This window comes from Nesterenkonia halotolerans, assembly GCF_014874065.1.
GTDB classification, from domain to species: Bacteria; Actinomycetota; Actinomycetes; order Actinomycetales; family Micrococcaceae; genus Nesterenkonia; species Nesterenkonia halotolerans.
The window spans coordinates 993,495-1,018,478 of sequence record NZ_JADBEE010000001.1; the positions used below are offsets into that span (position 1 = coordinate 993,495).

Annotated in this window: 21 protein-coding genes; 5 read left to right on the plus strand and 16 right to left on the minus strand. The window is 67.8% G+C overall.

The features are described 5' to 3' along the window. Nucleotides 1-105: 105 nt before the first annotated feature. From H4W26_RS04555 to dxr, 5 genes are all read right to left on the minus strand, one after another. Entirely contained in the window at nt 106-1,158 is a 1,053-nt protein-coding gene (locus H4W26_RS04555) for a hypothetical protein (protein WP_192590939.1), read from the minus strand. Then, nucleotides 1,159-2,073, minus strand: coding sequence for a GNAT family N-acetyltransferase (locus tag H4W26_RS04560; RefSeq protein WP_225939598.1), 915 nt, complete (start codon nt 2,071-2,073; stop codon nt 1,159-1,161). Beyond that, nucleotides 2,027-3,175, minus strand: a complete 1,149-nt coding sequence (gene ispG / locus H4W26_RS04565) for a flavodoxin-dependent (E)-4-hydroxy-3-methylbut-2-enyl-diphosphate synthase (RefSeq protein ID WP_225939838.1) — start codon at nt 3,173-3,175, stop codon at nt 2,027-2,029. Before ispG ends, H4W26_RS04560 begins: the two co-directional genes overlap by 47 nt. A gap of 130 nt (nt 3,176-3,305) precedes the next feature. Continuing rightward, nucleotides 3,306-4,844, minus strand: coding sequence for a M50 family metallopeptidase (locus H4W26_RS04570; RefSeq protein WP_192590941.1), 1,539 nt, complete (start codon nt 4,842-4,844; stop codon nt 3,306-3,308). Further along, complete coding sequence (gene dxr / locus H4W26_RS04575) at nt 4,841-6,085, minus strand: 1-deoxy-D-xylulose-5-phosphate reductoisomerase (protein ID WP_192590942.1); 1,245 nt, start codon at nt 6,083-6,085, stop codon at nt 4,841-4,843. The genes H4W26_RS04570 and dxr overlap by 4 nt, the downstream gene beginning before the upstream one ends. A gap of 133 nt (nt 6,086-6,218) precedes the next feature. Here dxr and H4W26_RS04580 point away from each other — a divergent pair, with 133 nt between their 5' ends. Then, nucleotides 6,219-6,686, plus strand: coding sequence for a GNAT family N-acetyltransferase (locus H4W26_RS04580; protein WP_192590943.1), 468 nt, complete (start codon nt 6,219-6,221; stop codon nt 6,684-6,686). A 154-nt stretch (nt 6,687-6,840) separates the two neighbouring features. Next, nucleotides 6,841-9,543: a LuxR C-terminal-related transcriptional regulator gene (locus H4W26_RS13990; protein ID WP_192590944.1), complete on the plus strand. Its 2,703-nt coding sequence runs from the start codon at nt 6,841-6,843 to the stop codon at nt 9,541-9,543. 107 nt (nt 9,544-9,650) lie between these two features. Here H4W26_RS13990 and H4W26_RS04590 read toward each other — a convergent pair whose 3' ends face one another. Both H4W26_RS04590 and H4W26_RS04595 read right to left on the minus strand, forming a co-directional pair. Then, complete coding sequence (locus H4W26_RS04590; protein WP_192590945.1) at nt 9,651-11,207, minus strand: chitinase; 1,557 nt, start codon at nt 11,205-11,207, stop codon at nt 9,651-9,653. Next, nucleotides 11,204-13,723 carry a glycosyltransferase family 2 protein gene (locus tag H4W26_RS04595; RefSeq protein ID WP_192590946.1) on the minus strand — a complete coding sequence of 840 codons (2,520 nt, stop codon included), beginning with the start codon at nt 13,721-13,723 and terminating at the stop codon, nt 11,204-11,206. The genes H4W26_RS04590 and H4W26_RS04595 overlap by 4 nt, the downstream gene beginning before the upstream one ends. 204 nt (nt 13,724-13,927) lie before the next feature. Between H4W26_RS04595 and H4W26_RS04600 the strand changes: the two genes are divergently transcribed. Next, on the plus strand, nt 13,928-14,968 hold the full coding sequence (locus tag H4W26_RS04600; RefSeq protein ID WP_192590947.1) for a Gfo/Idh/MocA family protein: 1,041 nt from the start codon (nt 13,928-13,930) through the stop codon (nt 14,966-14,968). A gap of 4 nt (nt 14,969-14,972) precedes the next feature. On the opposite strand, the gene H4W26_RS04605 is transcribed toward H4W26_RS04600, so the two are convergent. Genes H4W26_RS04605 through H4W26_RS04620 form a run of 4 tightly spaced genes read right to left on the minus strand, consistent with a single transcriptional unit; the run spans nt 14,973 to nt 18,632 of the window. Next, a complete protein-coding gene (locus tag H4W26_RS04605) occupies nt 14,973-16,505 on the minus strand; it encodes a sodium/solute symporter (RefSeq protein WP_192590948.1) in 1,533 nt (510 codons plus the stop codon). Further along, nucleotides 16,502-16,948, minus strand: coding sequence for a hypothetical protein (locus H4W26_RS04610; RefSeq protein ID WP_192590949.1), 447 nt, complete (start codon nt 16,946-16,948; stop codon nt 16,502-16,504). Before H4W26_RS04610 ends, H4W26_RS04605 begins: the two co-directional genes overlap by 4 nt. Next, entirely contained in the window at nt 16,945-17,721 is a 777-nt protein-coding gene (locus H4W26_RS04615; protein WP_192590950.1) for a LytR/AlgR family response regulator transcription factor, read from the minus strand. The genes H4W26_RS04610 and H4W26_RS04615 overlap by 4 nt, the downstream gene beginning before the upstream one ends. Beyond that, nucleotides 17,721-18,632 carry a sensor histidine kinase gene (locus H4W26_RS04620; protein WP_318779769.1) on the minus strand — a complete coding sequence of 304 codons (912 nt, stop codon included), beginning with the start codon at nt 18,630-18,632 and terminating at the stop codon, nt 17,721-17,723. The genes H4W26_RS04615 and H4W26_RS04620 overlap by 1 nt, the downstream gene beginning before the upstream one ends. Nucleotides 18,633-18,827: 195 nt before the next feature. On the opposite strand from H4W26_RS04620, the gene H4W26_RS04625 reads away from it, so the two are divergent. Both H4W26_RS04625 and H4W26_RS04630 read left to right on the plus strand, forming a co-directional pair. After that, nucleotides 18,828-19,190 carry a DUF485 domain-containing protein gene (locus tag H4W26_RS04625; RefSeq protein WP_192590952.1) on the plus strand — a complete coding sequence of 121 codons (363 nt, stop codon included), beginning with the start codon at nt 18,828-18,830 and terminating at the stop codon, nt 19,188-19,190. After that, nucleotides 19,190-20,848, plus strand: coding sequence for a solute symporter family protein (locus tag H4W26_RS04630; RefSeq protein WP_192590953.1), 1,659 nt, complete (start codon nt 19,190-19,192; stop codon nt 20,846-20,848). The genes H4W26_RS04625 and H4W26_RS04630 overlap by 1 nt, the downstream gene beginning before the upstream one ends. Before the next feature lie 91 nt (nt 20,849-20,939). Here H4W26_RS04630 and H4W26_RS04635 read toward each other — a convergent pair whose 3' ends face one another. The 5 genes from H4W26_RS04635 to pyrH all read right to left on the minus strand — a co-directional run bounded on the left by H4W26_RS04635 (nt 20,940) and on the right by pyrH (nt 24,962). Beyond that, the gene (locus H4W26_RS04635) at nt 20,940-21,971 is read right to left on the minus strand and encodes a hypothetical protein (protein ID WP_192590954.1); all 1,032 of its coding nucleotides are present in this window, start codon (nt 21,969-21,971) and stop codon (nt 20,940-20,942) included. A gap of 214 nt (nt 21,972-22,185) precedes the next feature. After that, entirely contained in the window at nt 22,186-22,746 is a 561-nt protein-coding gene (locus H4W26_RS04640; protein WP_225939599.1) for a DivIVA domain-containing protein, read from the minus strand. Nucleotides 22,747-22,748: 2 nt separating this feature from the next. Beyond that, complete coding sequence (locus tag H4W26_RS04645) at nt 22,749-23,603, minus strand: phosphatidate cytidylyltransferase (RefSeq protein WP_192590956.1); 855 nt, start codon at nt 23,601-23,603, stop codon at nt 22,749-22,751. Continuing rightward, nucleotides 23,603-24,160 carry a ribosome recycling factor gene (gene frr / locus H4W26_RS04650; RefSeq protein WP_192590957.1) on the minus strand — a complete coding sequence of 186 codons (558 nt, stop codon included), beginning with the start codon at nt 24,158-24,160 and terminating at the stop codon, nt 23,603-23,605. Before frr ends, H4W26_RS04645 begins: the two co-directional genes overlap by 1 nt. Before the next feature lie 79 nt (nt 24,161-24,239). Further along, nucleotides 24,240-24,962 carry a UMP kinase gene (gene pyrH / locus H4W26_RS04655; protein WP_192590958.1) on the minus strand — a complete coding sequence of 241 codons (723 nt, stop codon included), beginning with the start codon at nt 24,960-24,962 and terminating at the stop codon, nt 24,240-24,242. Between the last annotated feature and the right edge of the window lie 22 nt (nt 24,963-24,984).

Consider the following 24,984-nt stretch of genomic DNA (forward strand, 5'->3'; position numbering starts at 1 on the left):
ACCACCGCGACCCCGGCCCCCGCGTTTTACCCCCTCCTCCGAGGTCTACCGGCAAGACCGTCGCCGGGGTAAAGCACGCAAGGGGAGGTAAAACGCCGAAAGGGGCTAGTCGAGGCTGGTCAGCAGGTCCGCCGCCTCTTCCTCCAGCTCGACGACGGCGACCTCCGCCTCCTCCTCGGACAGTGAGTCCTGCAGCGGGACCATCACGGTGACGATGTGCGAGCCGGTGCGCAGCGTGACCGCCGCACTGTGCTCGTTCTCCCCCGCAGAGCTGATCCGCCGGGTGATCCCGTAGGCGGCGTCGGCGTCTGAGGAGAGGTCCACTCGATCGATCGAGGTCGAGGTCTCGACGGCGTCATCGGCGCTGCGCTGCGCGGTGTAGGAGTCACACTCATCCAAGCCATCCTGCTCGGCGGTGAAGTGGGAGTCCGCCGCGCGCCAGTCGGGGAAGGTGTAGATGACGGCCTGACGCTCGGCGGGAAGCTCCACGGTCACCGGTTCCGGCTCCTCTTCCGAGTCCTCCCCGTCCTGCTCGGAATCCTCGGAGTTCCCGTCTTCGCGCGAATCGCTGGAACTCTCTGCGCCGTCAGAGTCCCCGCCGTCGGCGCCGTCCTCGGAGTCCTCCTCGGTGCTGGCCAGCTGGACAGCTGCACCCAGGCCAGAACCCGAAGCCTCGGGCTCCTCCGCTTCTGCCCCGTCTCCGCCGGACTCCGCAGCTCCGCCAGACTCCTCGTCTGCGCCAGACTCGACAGCTCCGGACCCATCGGCGAAGGCCACCAGGGCCCCGGCGGGCACCGGAACGGCCGATCGCACCACGTACTGCTTGCACTCCGGGGGATCCACCACCAGCTTCTGGAGCTCGGTCTCGATGTCCCGCAGACCGGACCAGTAATCATCGGTGTCGGTCAGCGTGGCCTCTGGGTACCTGGCTTCGAGCTGGGCGCGCATATCCTCATGCGAGAGCTGATTGCCCGTGGGCTCCGGCGCCTGCGCCTGGGAGTCCCCCGCGCTGGTGCCGGCGTCGCCCGCCGGTTCTGTGGAGTCCTCCACCGTCGCCGTCTCACACCCAGTCAGCAGCACCATGGCGAGCAGTCCGAGTGTGATGCCGGCGTGGGCGCGCCGCGGAGGCACGGCAGAGGAAGCGGGGAAGAAAGTCATCTAGAACAGTATGGTCGCGAAGGTCCCCACCTGAGTGAATCCGACGCGCTGGTAGGTCCGAATCGCCGCGGTGTTGTAGCTGTTCACGTAGAGGCTCACCGTGGGCGCCAGCCTGAGTCCATGCTCGACCACGGCGGCCATTCCCGGCGCGGCGAGGCCCTGTCCGCGGAAGCTCGGCCGCACCCAGACGCCCTGAATCTGCACGACGTCGGGGCTGACGGCGCCGAACTCGGCCTTGAAGGCGATCTCTCCGGTCTGCGGGTCCTCGGCGATGATCGAATGCCCGGCGTCGATGAGTCCTCGGACCCGCTCGCGGTATTGGCTTGCTCCCTGGGCATAGGGAGAGAAGCCCAGCTCCTCGGTGAACATCGCCGCACTGGCCTTTTCCACCCGGGAGAAATCCTCGGGCACGGACAGCCGCGCGGTCGGCAGCGGCGGGATCGGGGAAGGCTCGGTCATCGACATCAGCGGCTGCTCGGGCCGGACGTCACGGGCGTCGGTCCAGCCGGTGGCGTCATAGAGCTCGACGGCGGCCTCGGCCTCCCCATAGATGGAGGCCACGCGGCGGCGCAGCGCACCCACCGCCACACCGAAGAGTTCAGCCTGTTCCGGCGTGGCGGCCACCGGGATGATGTTGCTGCCCGCCCAGCAGGCCGCCTCGAGTCCGTTCTCGCCGTCGATGCCCATGACCACGGCGCTGTTGCGGCCTCGCCCGGGTCCGGCGCTCTGCCGGGCACGCACGGTGGTGGTCACCGAGACATGCGCGACCGGATCGGTGGCGAGCAGCCGGTGCAGGGCAGGGGTGTCCCCGTGGGTGAGCACGCGGACTTGGCCGCGGGTCGCGCGGTGCACTCGAGCTGCGGCGGCGTCAGCTGACGGAGACCACAGGGGCACTCGTTGCCTGAGCATCTCCATCGGATTCGCGTTCCATCTCCTCAGCCAGCCGGTTGGCCTCTTCGATCAGCGTCTCGACGATCTGGTCCTCGGGCACGGTCTTGATGACCTCGCCCTTGACGAAGATCTGGCCCTTGCCGTTGCCGGAGGCCACACCGAGGTCGGCGTCGCGCGCCTCACCCGGACCGTTGACCACACAGCCCATGACTGCCACGCGCAGCGGAACCGTCATGCCCTCGAGGCCGGCGGTGACATCGTCGGCGAGGGTGTAGACATCCACCTGGGCACGGCCGCAGGAGGGGCAGGAGACGATCTCCAGCTTGCGTGGACGCAGGTTCAGCGACTCCAGCAGCTGGTTGCCGACCTTGACCTCTTCGGCCGGCGGCGCGGACAGCGAGACCCGGATGGTGTCTCCGATGCCCTGGGCCAGCAGCGTGCCGAAGGCCACCGAGGACTTGATCGTGCCCTGGAAGGCGGGGCCGGCCTCGGTCACACCCAGGTGCAGCGGCCAGTCCCCGCGCTCGGCGAGCATCTGGTAGGCCTGGACCATGATCACCGGGTCGTTGTGCTTGACCGAGATCTTGAAGTCGTGGAAGCCGTGCTCCTCGAACAGCGAGGCCTCCCAGACGGCGGACTCGACCAGCGCCTCGGGGGTCGCCTTGCCGTATTTGTCCATGATCCGCTTGTCCAGCGAACCGGCGTTGACGCCGATGCGCAGCGAGACTCCGGCGTCGCCGGCGGCCTTGGCGATCTCGCCGACCTTGTCGTCGAACTGCCGGATGTTGCCCGGGTTCACACGGACCGCGCCGCAGCCGGCGTCGATCGCCGCGAAGACATACTTGGGCTGGAAGTGGATATCGGCGATCACCGGGATCTGCGACTTTGCGGCGATGATCTTCAGCGCCTCAGCGTCCTTGTCCGTGGGGCAGGCAACACGCACGATGTCGCAGCCCGAAGCGGTGAGCTCGGCGATCTGCTGCAGGGTGCCGTTGATGTCGTGGGTCTTGGTGGTCGTCATCGACTGCACCGAGACGCGGTGGTCACTGCCCACACCCACTGACCCGACCTGGAAGTTGCGCGTCTTCCGGCGCGGGGCCAGCACTGGCGGCGGCGCGGAGGGCATTCCGAGATTGATGGCGGGCACAGACTCTCCTGAGGGATCAGTTGCTCCAAGGTCCTCGCGGACGCTGGATTCTCACGGACGGCGTCGGGGTGATCCGACCCTTCCATGGTACCGCCCGTGACCTGCGCGGCTAATCGAAGAGTCTGATCGGATTCACAATGTCGGCGTAGATCAGCAGCACGCCCATGGCCAGCATCATCACGGCCACGACGTAGGTCAGCGGCAGCAGCTTGGAGATGTCGAAGGGCCCTGGATCCGGTCGCCCGAGCAGCTTGGCAAGCCGCCGGCGCAGGCTCTCATAGAGGGCGCCGGCCACGTGGCCGCCGTCCAGCGGAAGCAGCGGGATCAGGTTGAAGACCATGAGCGCCACGTTCACCCCGGCCACCAGGGACAGCAGCGAGGCGAAGCGGGACTCCAGCGGGATCTCCTCCTGGGCGGAGAGCTCTCCGGCGATCCTGCCCACACCCACCACGGAGAGTGGCCCGTCGGGGTCGCGCTCGGCGGAGGTGAACGTGGACACGGCCACGTCATAGAGGCGCACCGGGAGGTTGGCGACGACGCCGGCCACCGCCTTCGACTGCTCCCACACCACCGGCCCGGCCTCCCAGACCGGCTGCTGGACCATCTCCTGGTCGGCACCCATGCCGATGAAGCCCACCGGTTCGGTGATGAGTGCGCCATCGTCGTCGCGCTGGGCTCGTCCCAGGCCATCGCTGATCGGACGCTCGGTGAGGATCGGGGTCAGCGTGGTGCTGCGCTCCTCGCCCGCCCGCACGTAGGTGACGCTGCTGGACTCACCCGCGGCCTCACGGATCAGTCCGGTGAGCTCGTCCCACTCCTCCACTGGCTGACCGTCGAAGGCGAGGATCTCATCGCCTGGCCGCAGGCCTGCCTCATAGGCGGGGCCGGCAGGATCGTCGGGTCCGCATTCGCTCTGCGCCGCCTCGGCGGCGTCGGCCTCGTCTGCGGAGACCACGCACTCGAAGACCTCGTTCACCGTGGTGTTCGGCTGCGCGGTGCCGTGCAGGGAGACGATCCCTGCGGTCAGCGCCAGCGCGATGAGCGCATTCATCGCCGGGCCGCCGAGCATGATGATGATTCGTTTCCAGGTGGGCAGCTTGTAGAACATGCGCTGCTCATCCCCGGGCTGCAGGTCCTCCGCGGCGACCTCACGGGCGTCGGCGGACATCTGCTGGAAGAGTCCGGTGGACTGGGACCGCACCGTCTTGGTCGTGGTGGTCTCACCGGCGTTCTCCCGGGTGTTCTGGCCCGGGTTCTCCGCGGCGGCAGGGGCGCCGTACTGCGCGCCGACCTCGCTGAGATAGGGGTCCCGCGGCCCTGAGTCCGCAGCACCAGCGGTCGCCGCAGCACCCTCCGTTGCCTCGGAGTCCTGAGAGCCTGCCGGGTGGTTCACCGTCCCGGTCTCATCGGGCGGCGGATACATGCCGATCATCGCCACATAGCCGCCCAGTGGGATGGCCTTGACCCCATACTGGGTCTCCCCGCGCCTCCGCGAGAACAGGGTGGGGCCGAATCCGATCATGTACTGGGTCACCCGGACGCCGAAGAGCTTCGCCGGGAGCAGGTGACCGACCTCGTGCAGGGCGATGGAGAGCGCGATGCCCAGTGCGACCAGCAGGACGCCGAGGATCATCAGCAGCGCGATCATGCGGGAGCCTGCACAGTCGCGGCGCTGATCAGGGCGTCGGCCTCACGGCGGGCCCAGGTCTCCGCCTCGAGGACCTCCGCGAGTGAGAGCGTCCCGGCGGACGGGGTGTAGCGCTCCAGCGTCGCCTCCACGGTGGAGACGATGGCGGGGAAGCTGAGCCGACCGTCGTGGAACGCCTCGACCGCCTGCTCATTGGCGGCGTTGTAGACCGCCATGTGAGTGTCCGAGGCGGCGCAGGCCTGCTTGGCCAGGGCGACGGCGGGGAACGCGCGCTCATCCAGCGGCTCGAAGTCCCACTGCATGGCCTGGGTCCAATCGATCGGGGCGTCCACCTCGGTGAGGCGTTCCGGCCAGGAGAGGCCGAGCGCGATCGGGATCAGCATCCGCGGCTGGCCCGCCTGGGCGATGGTGGAGCCGTCGCAGAACTGGACCATCGAGTGGATCCACTGCTGTGGGTGGACCACGGTCTCAATCTCCTCCAGACCGATGTCGAAGAGCAGATGCGCCTCGATCACCTCCAGCGCCTTGTTGACCATGGTGGCCGAGTTGGTGGTGACCACGCGGCCCATCGCGTAGTTGGGGTGCTTGAGCGCCTGGGCTGGGGCGACGTCGGCGAGCGCCGCGGGGTCCCAGCCGCGGAAGGGTCCCCCGGAAGCGGTGACGACCAGCCGTGAAACTTCGGAGGCGCCGCTCAGACCGGCGGCCCCGGAGGCTGGCAGCGAGCAGAGGCCTCGCTCGTGGCGCCCGGAGCTCAAGGCCTGGGCCAGTGCGGAATGTTCGGAGTCCACGGGGACGATCTGGCCTGGCCGCTGCACAGCCTCTGCGACCAGCGCGCCGCCGACCACCAGGGATTCCTTGTTGGCCAGTGCGAGGGTGGCACCGGAGTTCAGGGCCGCGAGGGTGGGCTGCAGGCCGATGGAACCGGTCATGCCGTTGAGGACGACGTCGGCCCCGGACTCCGCGGCGATCTGCACCGCCGCGGAGTCTCCGGTGAGGATCTCGACTGTCTGCCCTGCGGCGCGCAGGGCGGCGTCGAGCTCCCCGGCGGCTGCGGCGTCGGCGATCCCCACGAGGCGAGCGCGGGTCTCGCGGACCTGTTCGGCCAGCAGACCTGCATTCGTGCCGGCCGCGAGCGCGACGACCTCGAACCGCTCGGGATGCGCGGCGATGACCTCCAAGGCCTGGGTTCCGATGGAACCGGTGGAACCGAGGATCGCCACGCGGCGCTTGGGGGAAGCCATTCCACCATTATGGCGCACCAGATCCCCCGCGCCTCATGGCGCACCAGCTCGCCCGCGCTGTGAGCGCACAGTAGTCTGGAGGCACACCAGATGCAGACCCACGCGGCCACAAGCCGATGAAGGAGCCTCACCGATGATCACACTGCGCAAAGTGGAGACCGAGGATCTGGAACAGTTCTTCATCTTCCAGCAGGACGCCGACGCCGCCCATATGGCAGCCTTCGCCTCCACCAATCCCAAGGACCGCAGCGTGTTCGACCATCACTGGGGTGAGCTGCTGAACTCCGATGACACCATCGTGCGCACGATCGACCGTGATGGTCAGCCGGTGGGCTCCATCGCAGCCTTCGAGGATGAGTCCAGCCGAGAGATCACCTTCTGGATCGAGAAGCGCTTCTGGGGCCAGGGAATCACCACCGAGGCCGTGGAGAAGTTCCTCACCGAGTTCCCCGAGCGCCCCGTCACCGCACGGGTCGTGGTGGACAACCTCGGCACGCTGAAGATCCTCGAGTCGCTCGGCTTCTCCGAGGTCGGCGAGGAGTCGAGCTTCTCCAACGTGCGCGCCAAGGTGGTGCAGGAAAAGATCCTGCAGCTGAACTGAGCCGTCTCGGAGACCTCCTCAGGCAGAAAACTCCTGCTCAGAAACGTCACACAGGTCTCAAAGTGTGACGCACGACATTGTCTACCGTGGTCCGGCGTCTACTATGGATCATCGTGGCGCCGGGGGTGCCGTGATCGGAATGGGGGACGACCACGTGAGTGCCAGAGCTGCTGAGGCTGTGATCGGTCGTGATCCCCAGCGCGCCAAGGTCCTCAGCGCCATCTACAGCGCGCGTGCCGGACGCAGCACCGTCTGCTTCCTCGAAGGCACGATCGGCTCGGGAAAGACTGCGCTGGCCGAAGAGGCACGCACCCGAGCGGCCTCGGCAGGACTCACGGTGGTCTCCTTCGCCGATGTCGAAGCCGGCGAACATGTCTGTGACGCCCTGCGGCGCCATGGCCCAGCGCCCTATTGCCTGGTTGCCGAAGACTTCCACCGCGCCGAGCCCGAGGTCCACGCGGCTCTGAACAAGCTCCTCGACGCGGGCGCGTTCGGCCCCGAAGCGACCTGCCCCGTGCTGCTGCTGATGACCGTCTCCCCCACAGTGGACCCGCTCGCTCGCAGGTTCGCCAAGACCGCCGCGCAGACCGGCACGCGCATCACGCTGAGTGGCATCACCCGAGCCGAGATGTCCAACCTGCTCCAGCTTCACGGCCACCGGCTCAGCGAGGAGATGCTCACCCGCATCCACACCCGCTCGGCGGGCAACCCCGGCATCGCGGTGACCCTGGCGGGTGCGTGTCTGACCGCAGACGACGTCTCTGCCTCCACGGTGCCGCAGTCCTATCTGCGTCCTGACGTGGAGCACCTCACTCCTCCCCTGCGGACGTTCCTGGAAGTCCTGGCTCTGGACGGTCGCAATGCGCGGGCCGGGCAGCTCGCGGACGTCGCGGGCCAGACTCTGCGTTCCTTCGCCCCGGAGGAGGACCAGGCCATGGAGACGGACAGTCTGCTCGACGCGCTCAGCCCGATCCTCACCGGCAATGGACGAGAGGTCCGGCTCAGCGATCAGACCTGGCGCGAGGCCGCCCTCGCGTTGATCACCCCAGCACGCCAGCAGCTGATCCACCTGCTGCTGGCCGAACGCACCACGGGACTCCCCCGGGCCCGGCACCTCGCGGCGGCCACACCGGAGAGTGACCCCGGGCTGGCCCAAGAGCTCGAGGCTCAGGGCGACGCCGCCCTGCGGGAGGGCAACTACTCGGCCAGCGCTGAGTACCTTGCTCTGGCCATGCGTGTCAGCCGCGGGGAGGAGAGGCGCAGACTGCTGATCTCCGCAGGTCTGACGATGGGACTCGCCGAGAGTCCCCCGGGTGTCCTGGAGCTGTTTGAGGAGATCGACCTGCTCGGGGACGGCCCCATGGCGGCCTTCCTTCAGGCAGGAATGGCCTTCTTCACCGGGCATCTCGATGCAGCGCGCAGCCTGCTGCTCTCCCAGCTGCGCAGCCCGCGTGCGGAGGAGCGCCTCGAGGACATCGTTCGCTGGCGCATGCTGATCCTGCTCTGCAGCGTGGAGATCGCCGCCGCCAATGAGCAGTCGGCGCAGGCTGCGGTGGCTCAAGCGCGCGATCTCGGCATCGTGCCGAACACCCCGATCGACCAGGTGATGGCGCGAGTGATGGTCATGCACGAGGTCTACGCCCTGTGGAACACCGGAGCCATCGATGAAGCCATCAGCTGCCTCGATGTCTTCCTGATCGAAGCCGCTGACACCGCCGAACACACCGATGCGCTCTACTTCCGCGGACGGGTGCACTTCTACGCGGGACACACCGCCGCGGCGCTCGATGACTTGGAACGTGCAGAGGAGAGCCGCCATCAGATGGTGGTCCCGGCAGCGGCGCAGCGCGGGATGGCGGAGCAGGCCGTGATGGAGTTCCACCTCGGGCGCTGGTCGGATGCGATTCTGCGCGCCGAACGGGTCATCTCCATGGCGCGCACCACCCGGGACTGGCGCGGTCTCGCGAGTTCGCATGCGGTGCTGGCGATGGTCGCCGTCGCGCATGCCGATGAGACCGCCGCCGCCGAGCATGTGGACTGGCTCACTCACCACGTCACCACCTCGAGCGCGCTGCCGCTGTACAACGTGATGACAGCACTGGCGTGGACGGCCAGGATGTCCGGGGACCATGAGCGTGCTCTCGACGTCTTCGCGAACTTCCGCCGCACCAGGCTCTACGCGTGGACCGACACCGTCGGGCTCATCGGCTGGCGGGCGCTGGAGATCGGCGCGCTGGTCGACCTGGAGAACCCCGGACCTGCCCGCCTGGCTGAGGCCGAGCGCCTGCTGAAGGTCTTCACCCAGAAGGTGGCGGTGCGACCCGGTCTGCCGCTTCCCTACGGTCATCCGCTGGCGCTGCAGGCCAAGCTCTTCGCGAAGCGGGGGGACCTTGAATCAGCAGTGACGGACTACCGCGCCTCGATCTGGCTCGCCGCCGAATTCCCGCATATCCGCGCGCGGCTGCATCATGCGCTCGGCGTGGTGCACCGTCAGCGCGGTGAGCATGCGGAGGCCGAGGAACAGCTCGAGGCGGCGCGCAACATCTTCGCGCAGCTGGGCGCGGCGCCGGAGCTCAGCGACGTCAAGAGCAGGCTGCTCTCCGTGGCGGGACGCTACGCCTCTCTGACGCCCCGCGAGCGCGACATGGCGTATCTGATCTCCCAGGGACGGACCAACCGAGAGATTGCGGAGAACCTCTTCGTCTCGGTGAAGACGGTGGAGTACCACGTCTCCAATCTGCTGCCCAAGCTCGGGATCTCCTCGCGCCGAGAGCTCTGGACTGCCGCCGCCGTGGCGTCGCAGCGGACCAGCCCTCCGGACCAGACCCCGGGGTTCTCCCCCGGGATCCACGTCTGACGGAACCGGCTGCGGCGGTCCAGTCCGGGGTGGCACCGCTTCGGGGGCCTGGCGGCCGCGAAGGGTCGACACGGCCTGGCTCCTGGCCAGACCGTGTCGACGCTGCGTCAGGACTCTTCGGCCGCGTCCGCTTTGACCTCTTCGGCGGTCAGCGGGACCCAGGGCGAGCTGTCCGGGTCTGCCACTGACGCGTCCGGGCTGTCGCCTTCGGTCCACCACTTCGCTTCATAGGGTGTGCCCTCGGAGAGCACCCTGTCCCCCTTGTCGTAGGAGGCGTTGCCCTTCCACTCCGGGTAGGTGCCCTTCTCCACGGTGAAGACCGGGGCGGGGGTCTCGCCGGGCAGGACCGGGCCGATCAGCTCCCAGGGGGTGTCCCATTCCTCGAGGACCGGGTTGTCCGGCAGCTCTCCGCGAGTCCACCATTTCGCCTCGTAGACGTTGCGGTGCCAGACGATCTTGGTGCCTTCGAGGTAGGAGGCTTCCTTGTTCCAGATGGGGTAGGGGCTGGTCTCCGGGTCGTCTTCGGCCGGCGCGGCAGCGGTCGGGTCCGGCTCAGTGGAGGCGTCAGCCGCCTCGGCGGCGTGGCCGGTGTAGCCCTTGCTGAGCACCTCGGCGAACCGCGTGTCTCCCTGTTCGACGCCGCTGCAGGCATCCGAGACGCGGGTGACGTCCGGGTAGTTCGACCCACAGGTCGCATCGCGGTTCAGTGACCAGGTCGACATCCGACCCACACCGTTCTCCACCGCGAAATCGTGGAAACGCTCGGCGTCGTCCAGATCGAAGACCTCACCGGGCACGTCGTTCTGTCCGATCATCGGGGTGGCACCCAGCTTGCCCCACAGGGCGGAGTCGCTGAGCGGAATGCCTGCCTGGTCGTACAGGATGCCCAGCTGCCGGTGCGTGGAGCGCATGGCCGCCGCGGAGGCGTCGAACATGGTCCGCGACTCGCGGGCCTCTCCGTAGTTCATGGTCATCAGGTTCACCCCGGCGAGATCCGTGCCGGAGTCCAGCATCCCGCTGACCACGTCACGTCCCTCAGCGGTCAGCCCGCTGGGGATGACGGGCAGGGTGAGCCAGACCGCGAGCGGCTTGCCCTCGGCGCGACGCTCGGCCTGCAGGGAGGCCACGGCCTCGGCGCGCAGGGCGTTGCTCTTGGAATCCGTGAGCGCGGGCCCCTCGATGTCCAGGTCGATGGTGTCGAGGTCATAGCGCTCGATCACCTGCCGGTAGGCGTCGGCGAGCTCCTCGGGCGAATCACAGACCGTGGCGAGCTCATCATTGATGGCTCCGCCGAAGGAGACCACGACACCGGCTCCCTGTTCGCGGAGCCGTTCGACGCGGCGGTCGAGGTCAAGCTCCTGGCCGGCTTCATCCAGGCCGTAGTAGGTGCCCCAGCTCGGCGTGCAGGTCCCGTCCTTGTCCGCCACGATGAAGGACAGCACGACGTCGGAGGTGTTGCCCTCTGCGTCCGGGGACCCTTCCTCGAAGGCGTAGCTGGGGGTGGCGGTGACATCCACATAGCCGGCGAACCAGCGAGGTGCCGATTCCTGAGAAGCCCCAGCCTCATACATGCGGACTCCTACGACGCCGGCCACCGCAGTGGCCAGAAGAATGACGACGGCGAGAAGGACTCGCCAGGGGGACAGACGTGCGGTGGTGCTCATGCTGCGTCCTTCATGATGCTGTTCGGCTCAGTCGAGCTGGTTTCCTGGGGGCGCATGGTCTTCATGGACACCACGAGCTGCTTCGATGACGACGACGGCGCCCGGAGCTGCCGCTGGTCACGCTGGGCGGAGAGCGACCCGATGGTCCCTTCATCCAGGACGACTCGCCAATCCACGTTCTGCTCCGCGGGTTCCTTGGAGTTCGATTTCCGCGCCGACCTGGCGCTGCGGCGAGACTCGGTCTTCTTCTCCACGTAGAACCATCCGCGCACCGCCAGCACCACGTCCACAAAGGCGTTCCACGGTCCGATGTAGGCGACGAAGGCCCAGGTGCCCCAGAAGGCGTTGAATGCAGCGAAGGCGGCGTTGCCCCAGTTCTGCTGGCCGATGTCACGGGCCAGTGTGAGCAGAGAGAATCCGACGATCAGGACCGGGGCCACGACATACAGCCACGGTGCGGCGGTCCGGTTCTTCACCTTCGGGGTACGGGCGAAGGGGATCTTCTCCCCGGTCAGCGCCTGCTGCAGAGACTTGACCACGCCGGCGAGGTTCACCGGCAGCAGGATCAGGTTGAACCCGTAGATCCGGAAGATGTCCGTGAACTTGTACCCGCACTGCCGCAGGTCAGCGCCCATGGTCAGGAAGTAGGGCACTGCGGCGAGCAGGATCAGCGGGCTCAGCAGGCGAGAGTCGTAGGGGTAGGCGAGCAGGAAGATCAGCCCCAGCGAGGCCCAGGCGATCGAGGCCATGTAGTTGAGTCGCAGCAGCACTTCGCTGAGCCGGATCTGTTCCCCACGACGACGGCGCGCGCGCAGCTCACGGACCAGCTTGGGCAGGATCAGCAGCCCGCCATTGGCCCAGCGGCGGCGCTGAACCACCAGGGATCCGAAATCTGGCGGGGTGGCGCTGTAGGAGAGCCGTTCGGGGTAGTTCTGCAGCGTCCAGCCGTGGGTCCCGAGGTCGATGCTCGACTCGGTGTCCTCGATGACGGTGCGGTCCTGCACGAAGCGCTGCACCAGGACACCGTTCTCCCAGCTGACCTCGGCGATGTCCTTCAGCGCTGCCGTGCGGATGACCGCGTTGGCGCCGACCCAGAAGGTGGCTCCTGCGTGGCTCATGCCCTGGTGCAGCAGGTGCTGGATGTCAGTGGTGGCCCCTGCCAGACGCTCGATCCGGGAGCCAGCCCCGCGGAAGGAGGAATAGGGGGTCTGGGTGACAGCGACACGCTCGTTGCCCGGCTGCTCCAGCAGGTGCACGAGCCGCAGGCAGTACTCGGGCAGCAGCAGCGAGTCGGCGTCGAGGGTCAGCACGAACTCGGCGTCCGGGACGCTGAGATCGGGGGTCGCTCCCGGCTGCGTCGGCTCCAGGGAAGCACCCGAGAACCCCTGCTCGATCGTGTAGTCGCCGCCGAGCAGTCCGAGGTACGCGTTGAGGTTCATCGCCTTGTTGGCCTCGTGGGAGAGGTTCGTGAAGCGCTTGCGCTCGAAGCTGCTGAGCTTGGCGCTGAAGATCCAGGCAAGTCGGCGGTGCATCTGCAGCATGCGCTCTGCGCTGGGAAGCTCACCAGACTCGGCCGCCATCTCCAGGGCTTCGGCAGTGAGCTCCAGCTCTGCGGCCAGGCCGCCCAGCACCTGGGTGGTGAAGAAGTCATCCACATGATCGACTCGCGGCTCCTGGGCGGCCATCGACCGCAGCCACTCCCCGCCCCAGGCATAGTGTCCGGCCAGGATCATGGCCTGGAGCGAGTTCACCTGACGCTGATCATCCAGCCCCATCTCGAAGACGATCTGCGCGTCACGCATCCGGGTGGCCGGCTGCTCCAGCGCCGCCTCGATCTGTGCAGCGAGCGCTCGGGTCTCCTGCAGAGCGGGACTGTCCGAATAGGGTGCGTCGTCGACCAGCAGCGCGACGTGGATCTCTGGATACTCCTGCAGGGCGGCGGACCAGAGCGTCTGTCGGACCACGCTGGGCTCTTCGGCATAGGAGGGCACCAGCACGACGATGGGCGCATCATTCTCGGACCGCTTCGACACGGTGCTGTGACCGCTGAAATGAGCATCCAGCTCCGCCCGCGAGGCGCGACGGTGGGTCCGGAAGCGCAGCAGCGCTCCGTGCCGGGCCACCAGGTACATCAGTGCGGAGAAGGTCAGCATGGTGACCACCAGCAGGTACCCGACGGTCTCCATGGTGAAGCGGAAGTTCTGCGACCCGTACTCCAGGAACTGCCAGAGCACGGTGGAGATGATGTAACCGACCCAGGCAAGGATGGTGGTCAGGATCGCCACGCGGCTGAGCACGATCCGCCGCACGCTGGGGCGCGGGTGGACGACGGGCAGCGGCTCCGTGCGGCGTTCTGCGCCGAGCTGGCGGCGGCGCCTGGCTGCGGCAGGGGTCTCCGCAGCACCCTCGGGCACGCCCGGCGAGGCGGCAGAGGCTGCCGCGCCGGGCACGGCGGAAGTGGACGTGCGGGCATGAGGCGCCGACGTGGGCAGGGCTGGTTCAGGGGAAACAGACATGAGATGACATCCCGGGTCTCGAGCAGGCGATCCTGCAAAGGGTGGCCCGCCGGCGGAAGGACCGGCGGGCCGTGGTGCGTAATAGAGACTATTGTCCATACCCCCTGGGGCACCCTGGGGTCCCACCCTAGGGTTTGACGCTATGCGGACTCGTGTCCGTCTCGCCGTGAGAGGTGAAACTCCTCCTCGGTGTATTCTCGGGCCATGACTGTGAGCCACACAACATTCCCCGAGTCCACCCCCACCCCGCGCACCCCCGGACTGCGCTGGGGCATCCTCGCCACCGGATTCATCGCGGCGCAGTTCACCGGCGATGCGCAGCTCGCCGGCCTGGATGTGCGGGCCGTAGGCTCCCGCTCTGCCGAATCCGCCCAGCGCTTCGCCACAACCCATGGAATTCCTACGGCCCACGGCTCCTACGAGGCCCTCGCCGCGGACCCGGAGATCGACATCGTCTACGTGGCGACTCCGCACCCGATGCACCGCGAGACGGCAGGGATGATGCTCGAAGCTGGCAAGCACGTGCTCGTGGAGAAGCCCTTCACGCTGAACCGGGCGGAGGCCGTGGCGCTGCGCAACCTTGCGCGGAACAAGGGGCTGCTGGTGATGGAGGCGATGTGGACCCGCTATCTGCCGCATATGCGCAGGATCCACGAGATCATCGCCTCCGGAGGCATCGGTGAGGTGCGCACCGTCTTCGCGGACCACACCCAGTTCATGCCCACCGATCCGGAGCACCGGATCAACGCTCTCGGACTCGGCGGCGGCGCCCTGCTCGATCTCGGGATCTACCCGATCTCCTTCGCCTGGGACATCCTGGGTGAGCCCATCAGCGTCCAGGCGGCCGCGCACTTCGGCGCCACCGGCGCGGATACCGAGGTGGCGACGGTGATGACCCACCTCTCCGGTGCGCTGTCCACCACGATGACCTCATCCCGGGGCAAGGGCCCGAACACGGCGCACATCGTCGGGACCACCGGTCGGATCGACATCGATGGTGTCTGGTACACCTCCACGGACTTCACCCACACTGCCACCGACGGCACCGTCGTCGAGCGCTTCGAGACGCCCCGGCAGGGATTCGGCATGCAGCACCAGGCCATCGCCGCCGAGGACTACGTCACCCGCGGTCAGCTGGAGGGCGAGCTGCTCACGCTCGACGACTCGGTGAAGATCATGGGAACCCTGGATGAGATCCGCGCACAGATCGGACTGCGCTACCCCGGGGAGCCGCGCCTGCGCTGAGCCGTCATCGCCGGTCCCGCCGCGCGGGAACCTCCGGAGTATGCAGCCGGAGCATCACCGCGTCGGTATGGGCCGGCGGCTGCCCGCGCCCGAACCTGCTGACCACCACGGTCACGACGAAGGCCAGCGGGACGCACCACAGCGCAGGGGACACGAGCAGCTGCAGCGCTCCGGGCTGCACCGGCCCCTCCCCCAGCGCGAGCCCCAGCACCTGAGCGGTCAGCGAGCTCACGGCACCCACGGCCATGCCCCAGATCGCACCCTGGGCGGTCAGCCCGCGCCACCACACTCCCAGCAGCATCACCGGGGCGAGGGCGGAGGCGGTGAAGGTGAACACCATGGCCACCGCTCCGGCCAGGGCGAGCTCGGAGGTGGCGGTCCCCACTGCCAGCGGCACGGCGATGGCCAGCAGCGCGCCCAGCCGGAAGCCGCGCACCGTCCCGGAGAAGAACTCCTGAGAGAGCACCCCGGAGACCGAGACGACGAGCCCCGAGGTGGTGGAGAGGAAGGCCGCGAAGGCGCCCCCGGCGATCAGCGCGGTGAGCAGGTCGCTGGAGAGTCCATCGAAGACCGCGGCGGGCAGCCGCAGGATCGCGGTGTCATGGCTGAGCCCCCCGCTGCGCGCGATCTCGCCGGCGGCGGCAGGTGTTCCCCAGACCAGACGGGCGACGACGCCCAGGACCACGGGCAGCAGATAGAACAGGACCAGCAGCCCCATCAGGACCGTCGTGGTCCTGCGGGCCGCCGCCCCGTCGGGATTCGTGTAGAAGCGGACCAGCACGTGCGGCAGGCCGAGGGTTCCCATCATCAGCGCCAGCAGCACCGAGGTGCTGCGCGAGAACTCGGCCCACGGATCCCCTGCTGGACCTAACGCCGCCAGCGAGGTGGACCACGCGCCGTCGAAGGCTGGCAGCTGGAGGCGATCCCACAGTCCGACCTGCAGCAGGATGAACACAGTGGGCACCAGCAGCGCGGTGAGCTTCACCCAGTACTGCACGGCCTGCGCCAGCGTCACCGAGCGCATGCCGCCGGTGAGCACCACGAAGAGCACGACCAGGGAGACCAGCAGCGGCCCCACCCATCCGGGGGCCCCGCCGGTGGCGGAGAGCGCGATCGAGGCGCCATGCAGCTGCGGGACGATGTAGAGCCATCCCGCGGCGACGACGACGATCACCGTCATCCGGCGCATCAGCGCCGAACGGAAGCGCAGCACCACGAAGTCCGGCAGCGTATAGGCCCCCGAGCGGCGCAGCGGTGCGGCCATGAAGAGCAGCAGGATCAGGAACCCCGCGGTGTAGCCCACCGGAAACCACAGCCCGTAGGTCCCGTGGGCCAGGATCAGGCCGGCCACGCCGAGGAAGCTGGCGGCGGAGAGGAATTCTCCGGCGATCGCCGAGGCGTTCATCCAGGGCGGCACCCGGCGCGAGGCCACGAAGAAGTCACTGGTGCTGCGCGAGAGACCGGGGCTTCCCAGCAGCAGCGTCAGCGCGCAGACCGCTCCGACGGCGAACAGCACCGTGATCTGTTCCCCGGTCATCGAGGCTCACCGTCTGCGTCAGGGGTGGGTGGGGTGAGCCCGACCACCTCGACCCAGCGCCGCTCATTGGCCTCGGCCCGACGCTGGAAGAACCAGGCCGTCCCGAGCAGCACCGGGAAGAAGCCCACGCCGGGCACCACCCATGCCAGCGGCACGCCGGCCAGCAGCAGCCCGCCGATCGAGGTGGCGGTCAGCAGCAGTCCCACCACCACGAGCAACACGAAGAATCCGACGCCGAGGACCAGAGCCAACCGAAGCTGGGCTCGCATGAGTCGGCGCACTGCCGCGGCCGACTCGGCACGGGAGAGGTCTCCCTGCTCCGCGCCCAGCGCGTGCTCTGCCGCCTGGCCGCTACTGAGCAGCGCCTCACGCACGCTGGGCACAGCACGAGGTCCTCGCACCGCACTCCACGTGGCCGGGGAGGGCTCCTCGGGCGAGCTCACAGCCTGCGCTCCTCGAGCCGCTCGCGGACCTGTGGCATCAGGCGTCGGCTGACTTCGAGCTCCGCGCCGGTGACCTCGACGAGCATCCGGCCCTGTCGCCGCGTCACTCGTCGGACGTGGGCGAGGTTCACCATGGAGGACCGGTGAGTGCGCAGGAACCCGTGGACCTCCCACTGGTCCTCCAGCTCGGCCAGCGGCGCGCGCAGCAGGTACGTCCCCGCCTGGGTGTGCAGCCGCGCGTAGTCCCCGTGGGCCTGGACCCAGCGGATGTCCTGGAGGTTGACGAGCACGGTGGAGTCTCCCTGCAGCACTGAGACACGGACCGGATCAGCGCGTTCGGGCCTCGCCGTCTGCTGTGCCGCGGCCGCCCGGCGCAGCGCCTCCGCAAGCCGCTCCGCCCGCACCGGCTTGAGCAGGTAGTCCCGGGCTTCGAGTTCGAAGGCCTCCACCGCCGGGTGGGCGTCGGCAGTCACGAACACCACCTGGGGGCTGGGGGTCGAGGCGCCGTCCTCACCTTCCCCCTCGTTCGGGCTCTCTTCGCGCAGGCGCCGCGCCAGGGCCAGACCGCTCATAGCCGGCATATGGATGTCGAGGAGCACCACATCGACCTGCTGGGTCTGCAGCAGCTGCTCGGCGGCCCGCGCGTCGGAAGCGGTGAACACCTCCCCCGCCTGGGGGTCGGCTGCCAGGAGCCACTCCATCTGGGTCACCGCGAGCGGCTCGTCGTCGACCACCAGCACGGTGAGGCCCTGGGCGAGTGGCGCGGCGTCCATCATGGTGAATCCTGGGCTGGCGGTGGGGTCGGGGAGGTCGACGGGGTCTCGGAAGCCGCAGGACTTTGGGAGGTGCAGGGCGGGAGCTGGCCGGGCTGGAACTTCGGGATGCGCATCGAGACGCGCATCCCCTCCCCGGGAGCGGTCTCGACCACCAGCCCCGCCTCGGCGCCATAGGCCTGACGCAGACGGAGATCCACGTTGCGCACACCTATATGGGCGTTGCCGGCCTCACCGTGCAGCACCTCCCGCATCGCGGCAGGTTCGGCGCCCTGGCCGTCATCCACGACGCTGATCTCCGCGTGGGTCCCGGCGTCCGCGGCGCGCAGCCACACGGTGCCTGATCCGGTCTCGGAGTCCACCCCGTGGCGCACCGCGTTCTCCACCAGCGGCTGCACGGCCAGGAACGGAATCTGCACGCCGAGCACCTCCGGAGCGATCTGCAGCTTGACCTGGATCCGATCGCCGAAGCGCGCCTTCTCCAGCAGCACATAGCGCTCGATCGCGGCGAGCTCCTCGCGCAGGGTCGTGAAGTCTCCTTCTGCACGCAGGCTGTATCGGGTGAAATCGGCGAAGTCGAGGACCAGCTCGCGGGCCCGCACCGGATCCGCCGGGATCGTCGCGGCGATGGCGTTGAGGCTGTTGTAGATGAAATGCGGGGAGATCTGCGCGCGCAGCGAGCGCAGCTCCGCCTCCACCAGCTGACGCCGCATCGCCTCATCCACCGAGGCCTCGCTCAACTCAGCGCGGATCTCCGGGCTGATGACCGACTCCCCCGCGCGGGAACGGCCGGCGTCGTCGTCGGTGGCTTCGGCTCGGTGGGTCCGGTACAGCAGCACGGCAGCACCGACCACCCCGACCACCAGGGCCAGGGCGAGCACGAAGGGGGCGAACGCCGCCAGTGAGTTCATCGTGTTCATCCTATGAGGGGTGAGCCGAGGATGTTGCACAGCTCACGGACCGACCATTCATCGCTAATTCGGCACCGCTCGTCGCACGACCCCTGAAAATGGCTGAGCGTGACCCTGGTCACACTGCACGCTGGGGACATACATCCGTGAATCTGGCTCGCGTGAGTGAGCCGAGACGACCTAGGAGGACCAGCCATGACTCACGTCAATGCCCCGCACGCGGGGCCCGTTGACTACCGGGAGGTGCAGCAGCGAGATGACTTCAAGGAGCTTCGCAAGACGCACCGAAGCTTCGTCTTCCCGATGACGGCGTTCTTCCTGCTCTGGTACATCGCCTTCGTGATCGCCGCCGCGTTCTTCCCCGACTTTATGGCCATCAAGGTGTGGGGAAACATCAACCTCGGCCTGATCCTGGGACTCGCGCAGTTCCTGACCACCTTCTTGATCACCGGACTCTACGTCTGGTTCACCAATTCCAAGCTGGACCCGAAGTCCTCGGCGATCCGGCTCGAGCTCGAGGCCAGAGGCGCAGGCCTGCCTGAGGAGGAGAAGCACTGATGAACTCCCTGATCACCGCGTTCACCGCGAATGCACCTGCGGCGCCGCTAGCCAATGCCGCTGCTGAGGCGGGCTCCGACGTCGGCAGCCCGCTCGCGAACATCGCCATCTTCGTCGTCTTCGTGGGCGTCACGCTCTTCTTCGTGATCCGCGCCTCGAAGAACAACAACACCGCTGCGGACTACTACGCCGGCGGGCGTTCCTTCTCCGGCACCCAGAACGGCACGGCGATCGCCGGGGACTACCTCTCCGCGGCCTCCTTCCTGGGCATCGTGGGGGCCATCGCGGTCTACGGCTACGACGGCTTCCTCTACTCCATCGGCTTCCTGGTGGCGTGGCTGATCGCACTGCTTCTGGTCGCCGAGCTGATGCGCAACACCGGCAAATTCACCATGGCCGATGTGCTCAGCTTCCGCCTGCGGCAGCAGCCGGTGCGGATCGCCGCGGCGATCTCCACACTGGCCGTCTGCCTGTTCTACCTGCTGGCGCAGATGGCGGGCGCCGGCGCGCTGGTCTCGCTGCTGCTGGGCATCGACTCCGGAGTGGGTCAGTCGCTGATCATCGCCGTGGTCGGCGCGCTGATGATCTTCTACGTGTTCATCGGCGGCATGAAGGGCACCACCTGGGTGCAGATCATCAAGGCCACCCTGCTGATCATCGGCTCGGCCGTGATGACCATCTGGGTGCTTGCGCTCTATGGCTTCAACTTCTCGGAGCTGCTCGGCGCGGCCGTGGAGAACACCGGTGAGGAGGCTCTGCTCGAGCCCGGTCTGCAGTACGGCGCAGACCTGTTCACCAAGCTGGACTTCATGTCCCTGGGCATCGCGCTGGTGCTGGGCACCGCTGCGCTGCCGCATGTGCTGATCCGCTTCTACACGGTGCCGACCGCCAAGGACGCACGGAAGTCTGTGGTGGTGGCCATCGCGCTGATCGGTGCGTTCTACCTGTTCACCCTGGTGCTGGGCTACGGCGCAGCGGCGCTGCTGGACACCGAGACGATCCTGGCAGCACCGGGCGGGCAGAACTCGGCCGCCCCGCTGCTGGCCTATGAACTCGGCGGCACGCTGCTGCTGGGCTTCATCGCCGCCGTCGCCTTCGCCACGATCCTCGCGGTGGTTGCCGGGCTGACCATCACCGCCTCGGCCTCCTTCGCCCACGATGTCTACGCCCAGGTCATTAAGAAGGGCAAGCTGGACTCCGCCGGTGAGGTCAAGGCCGCGCGCATGACCGTGATCGTGGTGGGCATCCTGGCGATCCTCGGCGGCATCGGCGCACAGGGACAGAACGTGGCCTTCCTGGTCGCGCTCGCCTTCGCCGTGGCCGCCTCGGCCAACCTGCCGACGATCCTGTACTCGCTGTTCTGGAAGCGCTTCACCACCCGTGGTGCACTGTGGTCCATGTACGGCGGGCTCAGCTCCGCGCTGCTGCTGATCGCCTTCTCCCCGGTGGTCTGGGGCCGCGACACCTCCTTCTTCCCGGATGTGGATCTGGCGATCTACCCGCTCACCAACCCGGGTCTGGTCTCGATCCCGCTGGCCTTCCTGCTGGGCTGGATCGGTTCGCTGACCTCCAAGGTGGCGGAGGACCCGGCCAAGCAGGCCGAGATGGAGATCCGCTCGCTCACGGGCGTGGGCGCGGAGAAGGCCACGGAGCACTAAGCCGCTCCCTCCTGCTCCCCCTGCGCCGAGGGGCGGATTCTCCGAGTACTTGATGCCGTATGCGGCATGAGATGCTCGGAGAATCCGCCCCTCAACCGTGTGTGGGCAGGTGCGGCGGGCGCCAGCCGCGCTGCAGCAGGGCCCGCTGGATCCGCGCGATGGCGAGACGCCCCTGATCAGCCATGTGGTCCTGGGTGATCCGCACCTCGACCCAGCCCAGCTCCTCGGTGATCTCGCTGCGTCGGACATCCTTGCGGACGCTCGCCGGGGAGGAATGAAAGTCCTCGCCCTCGTACTGGATGGACACCTTGAACTCCTCCACCGCCAAATCCGGTTCGAACCAGGGGTAGCCGCTGGGGTGAGCAATCACCGGGTTCACGCGCGGTTCGGGCAGACCCGCCAAGTGCATGTAATAGCGCAGACGCGTCTCCTGCGGCGAGTCAGACCCGACGCGGATGAGCTCCAGCACCTCACGTACCTGCCGGATCCCCTTGGTGCGGCCCCGGGCGACGGCGGCCTGGCGCAGCTCGGACAGTGTGGCCAGAGGAGCTCCCTCCTCCCCGTATTCGCGCCGTGGGCGGCGCACGGCACGGTCACCCAGAATGAGCGCCTGCTCCAAGGGTCGGTGGAGCGCGAGATCCAGCCAGGTCCATGCCGGGTGGGTGAGCCGGACGCCGTCGAGCGTCACGATGAATCTCTCGGAGACCTCGATGCGGTGCCCGAGGACCAGGCCGGGCCGCTCCACTCGTGGTCCCTCACGCGGACTCGTGACGTGGAATGGCAGCCCCGGCTCTCCCGGCAGCAGACCCCACAGCACCGCCGCAGTATCGAAGCTGATCACCCGGTCGGAATCTTCGGTGAGTCCCTGGAGCAGCGCGTGATGTGCCGGGACCGCCGACGCACCAAGGACTTCCGACTCGCCAGGGAGCCCGCCAATGCCGGGAAGTTCGGTGCCGGTGTAGATGCCATGGGCGACGCGGCGGACCAGGCCGTTGGCCGCGGAGTGTTCGAGGTCTCGGCGAGTCAGCTCCTCCTCGAGCAGTCTCGCCCGGCGTCGGCCCAGCGCGGGCATGATCACCGCGGGGCGTCGCCGACGGTCGGGAGGATGGCTGAGCAGTTCCACACGGCCCAGTCAATGCCTCGTCGGATGAGCTCGCGGCGCCGGACATCGAGCTGTGGACAACGGAAGGTTTTACGCCGCAGCGGTGAACCCCTGAGGAAATCCACCGCCTCTACTCGCGTTGAGCGGCGGATTCTCCGAACGGTTGGGGGCTACTTCCGCATGAGGTACCCGTAAATTCCGCCGCTCAGCGAGAGAGGGGGGTGAAGACCAGCTATCAGCCGACGGAGGCCATGATCTCTGTCATCTTGTCCAGGAAGGCGTCCACCTGGGCCTCGTCGTAGCCGTTGTGGCCGTGGGCACCGGTGAAGGTGATCGTGCGGACCTCGTCCACACTCATCGGGTTCTCGCCGTCGAGGTACTGCTCGAGCTGGCGGCACAGCTCATCCACCTGCTCCTTGCGGTAGCCGTTGGAGGAGGAGTGCGCGGGCTCGCGGAAGCGTTTGCCGTCGGGCAGGGCGAGGCGTCCGCGCAGCGGCTCGGCTCGCTCTGCGAGCAGCTCGTACCAGGCGTCCTCACCATGGGCCTCGATGTACTTGTCCCGCTCTGAACCGGCGAAGGCGTCTTCCAGCCGGTCCAGCGCACCGTCGACCTCTGCGGGGTCATAGCCGCCGCCGGTCATCGAGAAGCTCACATCACGGATCTCCGAAAGGGCCATGCCCTCCCCGGAGTCATAGGCCACGCGGGCCCGTCCCATGAATTCGTCAACCTCGCGACGGTTGTACCCCTGCTCCCCGTCGTCGAGGAGGGTGAAAAGTGCGGTCTCGTTCTGCGCCATGGTCATAAGCCTAATGGAACTCCGCCGGCATCCCCGTTAAGCGCGACCACTACGAAGAACGCGGTGGGCATGGCGAAGACCAGCGAGTCAAGCCGATCCATCACCCCGCCGTGACCTGGGAGGAGTCGAGACATGTCCTTGATGCCCAGCTCGCGCTTGACCATCGACTCGGAGAAGTCGCCGGCGGTGGAGGCGATCACCACGGTGATCGCCAGGACCGCGCCGACGTAGAGCGGCTCGTCGAAGATCAGCCAGGAGGCCAGCACCCCGACTCCGGTGGCGCCGAGCAGCGAGCCGCCGAAGCCTTCCCAGGACTTCTTCGGGCTGATCTTCGGTGCCATCGGATGCCGTCCGAAGAACACACCGAAGATGTAGCCGAAGGTGTCGTTCGAGACCACCAGCAGCACGACGACGACGAGGCGCCAGTCGCCCTGGTCCAGGTTCAGCAGCAGCACCGCGAAGGACATCATGAACGGCACCCAGCTGGCCACGAAGACCGAGGCCAGGATGGAGCGGCCCGGGTCCCGGACCTTCCACAGCGCGGCCGCGACGATGATGGCCAGCCCGGTGGCCATGAGCGCCAGGGTCAGCGCCTCCACCCCGCCGAAGTAGGCGGCGGTGGGCATGGAGATGGCTCCGAGGAACAGCGGGATCTTGGGCAGCCGGAGCTGCTGTCCGGTGGGTGCGACGCGCGTCTCGAGGGCGCGCGCAACCTCCCAGACGCCCATCGAGAGCAGGATCGTCCAGACGAAGATCAGCATCAGCTCGAAGAAGAAGATCCCGAGCAGTGCAGGTACCAGCAGGACGATGCCGGTGATGATGGCCGCGGGAAGGTTCCTCCCTACTTTGGTCGTCATCAGACCTCGAGCAGCTCCGCCTCTTTGCGCTTGCTCATCTCATCGATCTTCTCGATGTAGGTCTTGGTGAGGTTCTCGAGCTCCTTGGTGCCACGCTCGCCGTCGTCCTTGCCGACCTCGCCGTCCTTGATGGCCTTCTCGATCACGTCCTTGGACTTGCGGCGGGTGTTGCGCACCGAGACCTTGTGGTCCTCGCCCTTGGACTTGATCAGCTTCACGTACTCCTTGCGGCGCTCTTCGGTGAGGTCCGGGATGGTGATGCGGATCTGCTTGCCATCGTTGGAAGGGTTCGCGCCGATCTCGGAGTCGGACAGGGCCCGCTCGATGTCGCGCATCGCCGAGATGTCGTAGGGCGTGATCAGGATGGTCTTGGCGTCCGGGGTGGAGAACGCGGCCAGCTGCTGCAGCGGGGTGGCGGAGCCGTAGTAGTCGACCAGCACGCGGGAGTAGAGGGCGGGGTTGGCGCGGCCGGTGCGCACGGTGCTGAAGTCGACCGATGTCGCCTCGATGGCTCGCTCGAACTGCTCCTTGGCGTCTGCCAGGGTCTCATCAATCACGGGGGTCTCCTTATTGAACGACGTCGGGGATGACGTTGAGGATCGCGTAGGGGTTCAGTCTAGTGGGGGCAGCGCCAGGTCAGGGCGTGACCAGCGTGCCGATCTCCTCGCCCAGCAGGGCGCGGGTCACGTTGCCCTCCCCCTCCATGCCGAAGACGCGCATGTCGAGGTCGTTGTCATTGCACATGGTCATCGCGGTCTGATCCATCACCCGGATGTTCTTGCGCAGGGCGTCGGTGTAGGTCAGGTGTTCCAGCTTCTGCGCATCCGGAGTGGTCTTCGGATCGGCGGTGTAGACCCCGTCCACGCCCGACTTGGCCATCAGGACCATGTCCGAGCGGGTCTCCAGGGCGCGCTGGGCGCAGACCGTGTCGGTGGAGAAGTAGGGCATGCCGGCGCCGGCGCCGAAGACGACGACGCGGTCCTTCTCCATATGCCGCACCGCGCGCAGCGGAATGTAGGACTCAGCGACCTGACCCATGGTGATGGCGGTCTGCACGCGAGTGGGCTGCCCGGCCTGTTCCAGGAAGTCCTGCAGGGCCAGAGCGTTCATCACGGTGCCCAGCATGCCGATGTAATCCGCGCGGGCGCGGTCCATGCCGGCCTTGGAGAGCTCAGCGCCGCGGAAGAAGTTGCCGCCGCCGACGACGACGGAGACCTCCACCTGCCCCTTGACCGCGGCGATCTGCTCAGCGATCCCGCGGACCGTGGCCGGATCGACTCCCACGGCACCTCCGCCGAAGACCTCTCCGGAGAGCTTCAGGAGCACTCGGCGGCGATGTGGCGGTGTCTGTGCGGTCATGGAGTTCCTCCAGGAGTGTAGG

Excerpts from the sequence above, each read along its gene's own strand:
- H4W26_RS04555 (WP_192590939.1), bottom strand. The coding sequence starts at position 1,158 with ATGACTTTCTTCCCCGCTTCCTCTGCCGTGCCTCCGCGGCGCGCCCAC.
- H4W26_RS04560 (WP_225939598.1), bottom strand. The coding sequence starts at position 2,073 with ATGGAGATGCTCAGGCAACGAGTGCCCCTGTGGTCTCCGTCAGCTGAC.
- ispG (WP_225939838.1), bottom strand. The coding sequence starts at position 3,175 with ATGCCCTCCGCGCCGCCGCCAGTGCTGGCCCCGCGCCGGAAGACGCGC.
- H4W26_RS04570 (WP_192590941.1), bottom strand. The coding sequence starts at position 4,844 with ATGATCGCGCTGCTGATGATCCTCGGCGTCCTGCTGGTCGCACTGGGC.
- dxr (WP_192590942.1), bottom strand. The coding sequence starts at position 6,085 with ATGGCTTCCCCCAAGCGCCGCGTGGCGATCCTCGGTTCCACCGGTTCC.
- H4W26_RS04580 (WP_192590943.1), top strand. The coding sequence starts at position 6,219 with ATGATCACACTGCGCAAAGTGGAGACCGAGGATCTGGAACAGTTCTTC.
- H4W26_RS04590 (WP_192590945.1), bottom strand. The coding sequence starts at position 11,207 with ATGAGCACCACCGCACGTCTGTCCCCCTGGCGAGTCCTTCTCGCCGTC.
- H4W26_RS04595 (WP_192590946.1), bottom strand. The coding sequence starts at position 13,723 with ATGTCTGTTTCCCCTGAACCAGCCCTGCCCACGTCGGCGCCTCATGCC.
- H4W26_RS04600 (WP_192590947.1), top strand. The coding sequence starts at position 13,928 with ATGACTGTGAGCCACACAACATTCCCCGAGTCCACCCCCACCCCGCGC.
- H4W26_RS04605 (WP_192590948.1), bottom strand. The coding sequence starts at position 16,505 with ATGACCGGGGAACAGATCACGGTGCTGTTCGCCGTCGGAGCGGTCTGC.
- H4W26_RS04615 (WP_192590950.1), bottom strand. The coding sequence starts at position 17,721 with ATGGACGCCGCGCCACTCGCCCAGGGCCTCACCGTGCTGGTGGTCGAC.
- H4W26_RS04620 (WP_318779769.1), bottom strand. The coding sequence starts at position 18,632 with ATGAACTCACTGGCGGCGTTCGCCCCCTTCGTGCTCGCCCTGGCCCTG.
- H4W26_RS04625 (WP_192590952.1), top strand. The coding sequence starts at position 18,828 with ATGACTCACGTCAATGCCCCGCACGCGGGGCCCGTTGACTACCGGGAG.
- H4W26_RS04630 (WP_192590953.1), top strand. The coding sequence starts at position 19,190 with ATGAACTCCCTGATCACCGCGTTCACCGCGAATGCACCTGCGGCGCCG.
- H4W26_RS04640 (WP_225939599.1), bottom strand. The coding sequence starts at position 22,746 with ATGGCGCAGAACGAGACCGCACTTTTCACCCTCCTCGACGACGGGGAG.
- H4W26_RS04645 (WP_192590956.1), bottom strand. The coding sequence starts at position 23,603 with ATGACGACCAAAGTAGGGAGGAACCTTCCCGCGGCCATCATCACCGGC.
- pyrH (WP_192590958.1), bottom strand. The coding sequence starts at position 24,962 with ATGACCGCACAGACACCGCCACATCGCCGCCGAGTGCTCCTGAAGCTC.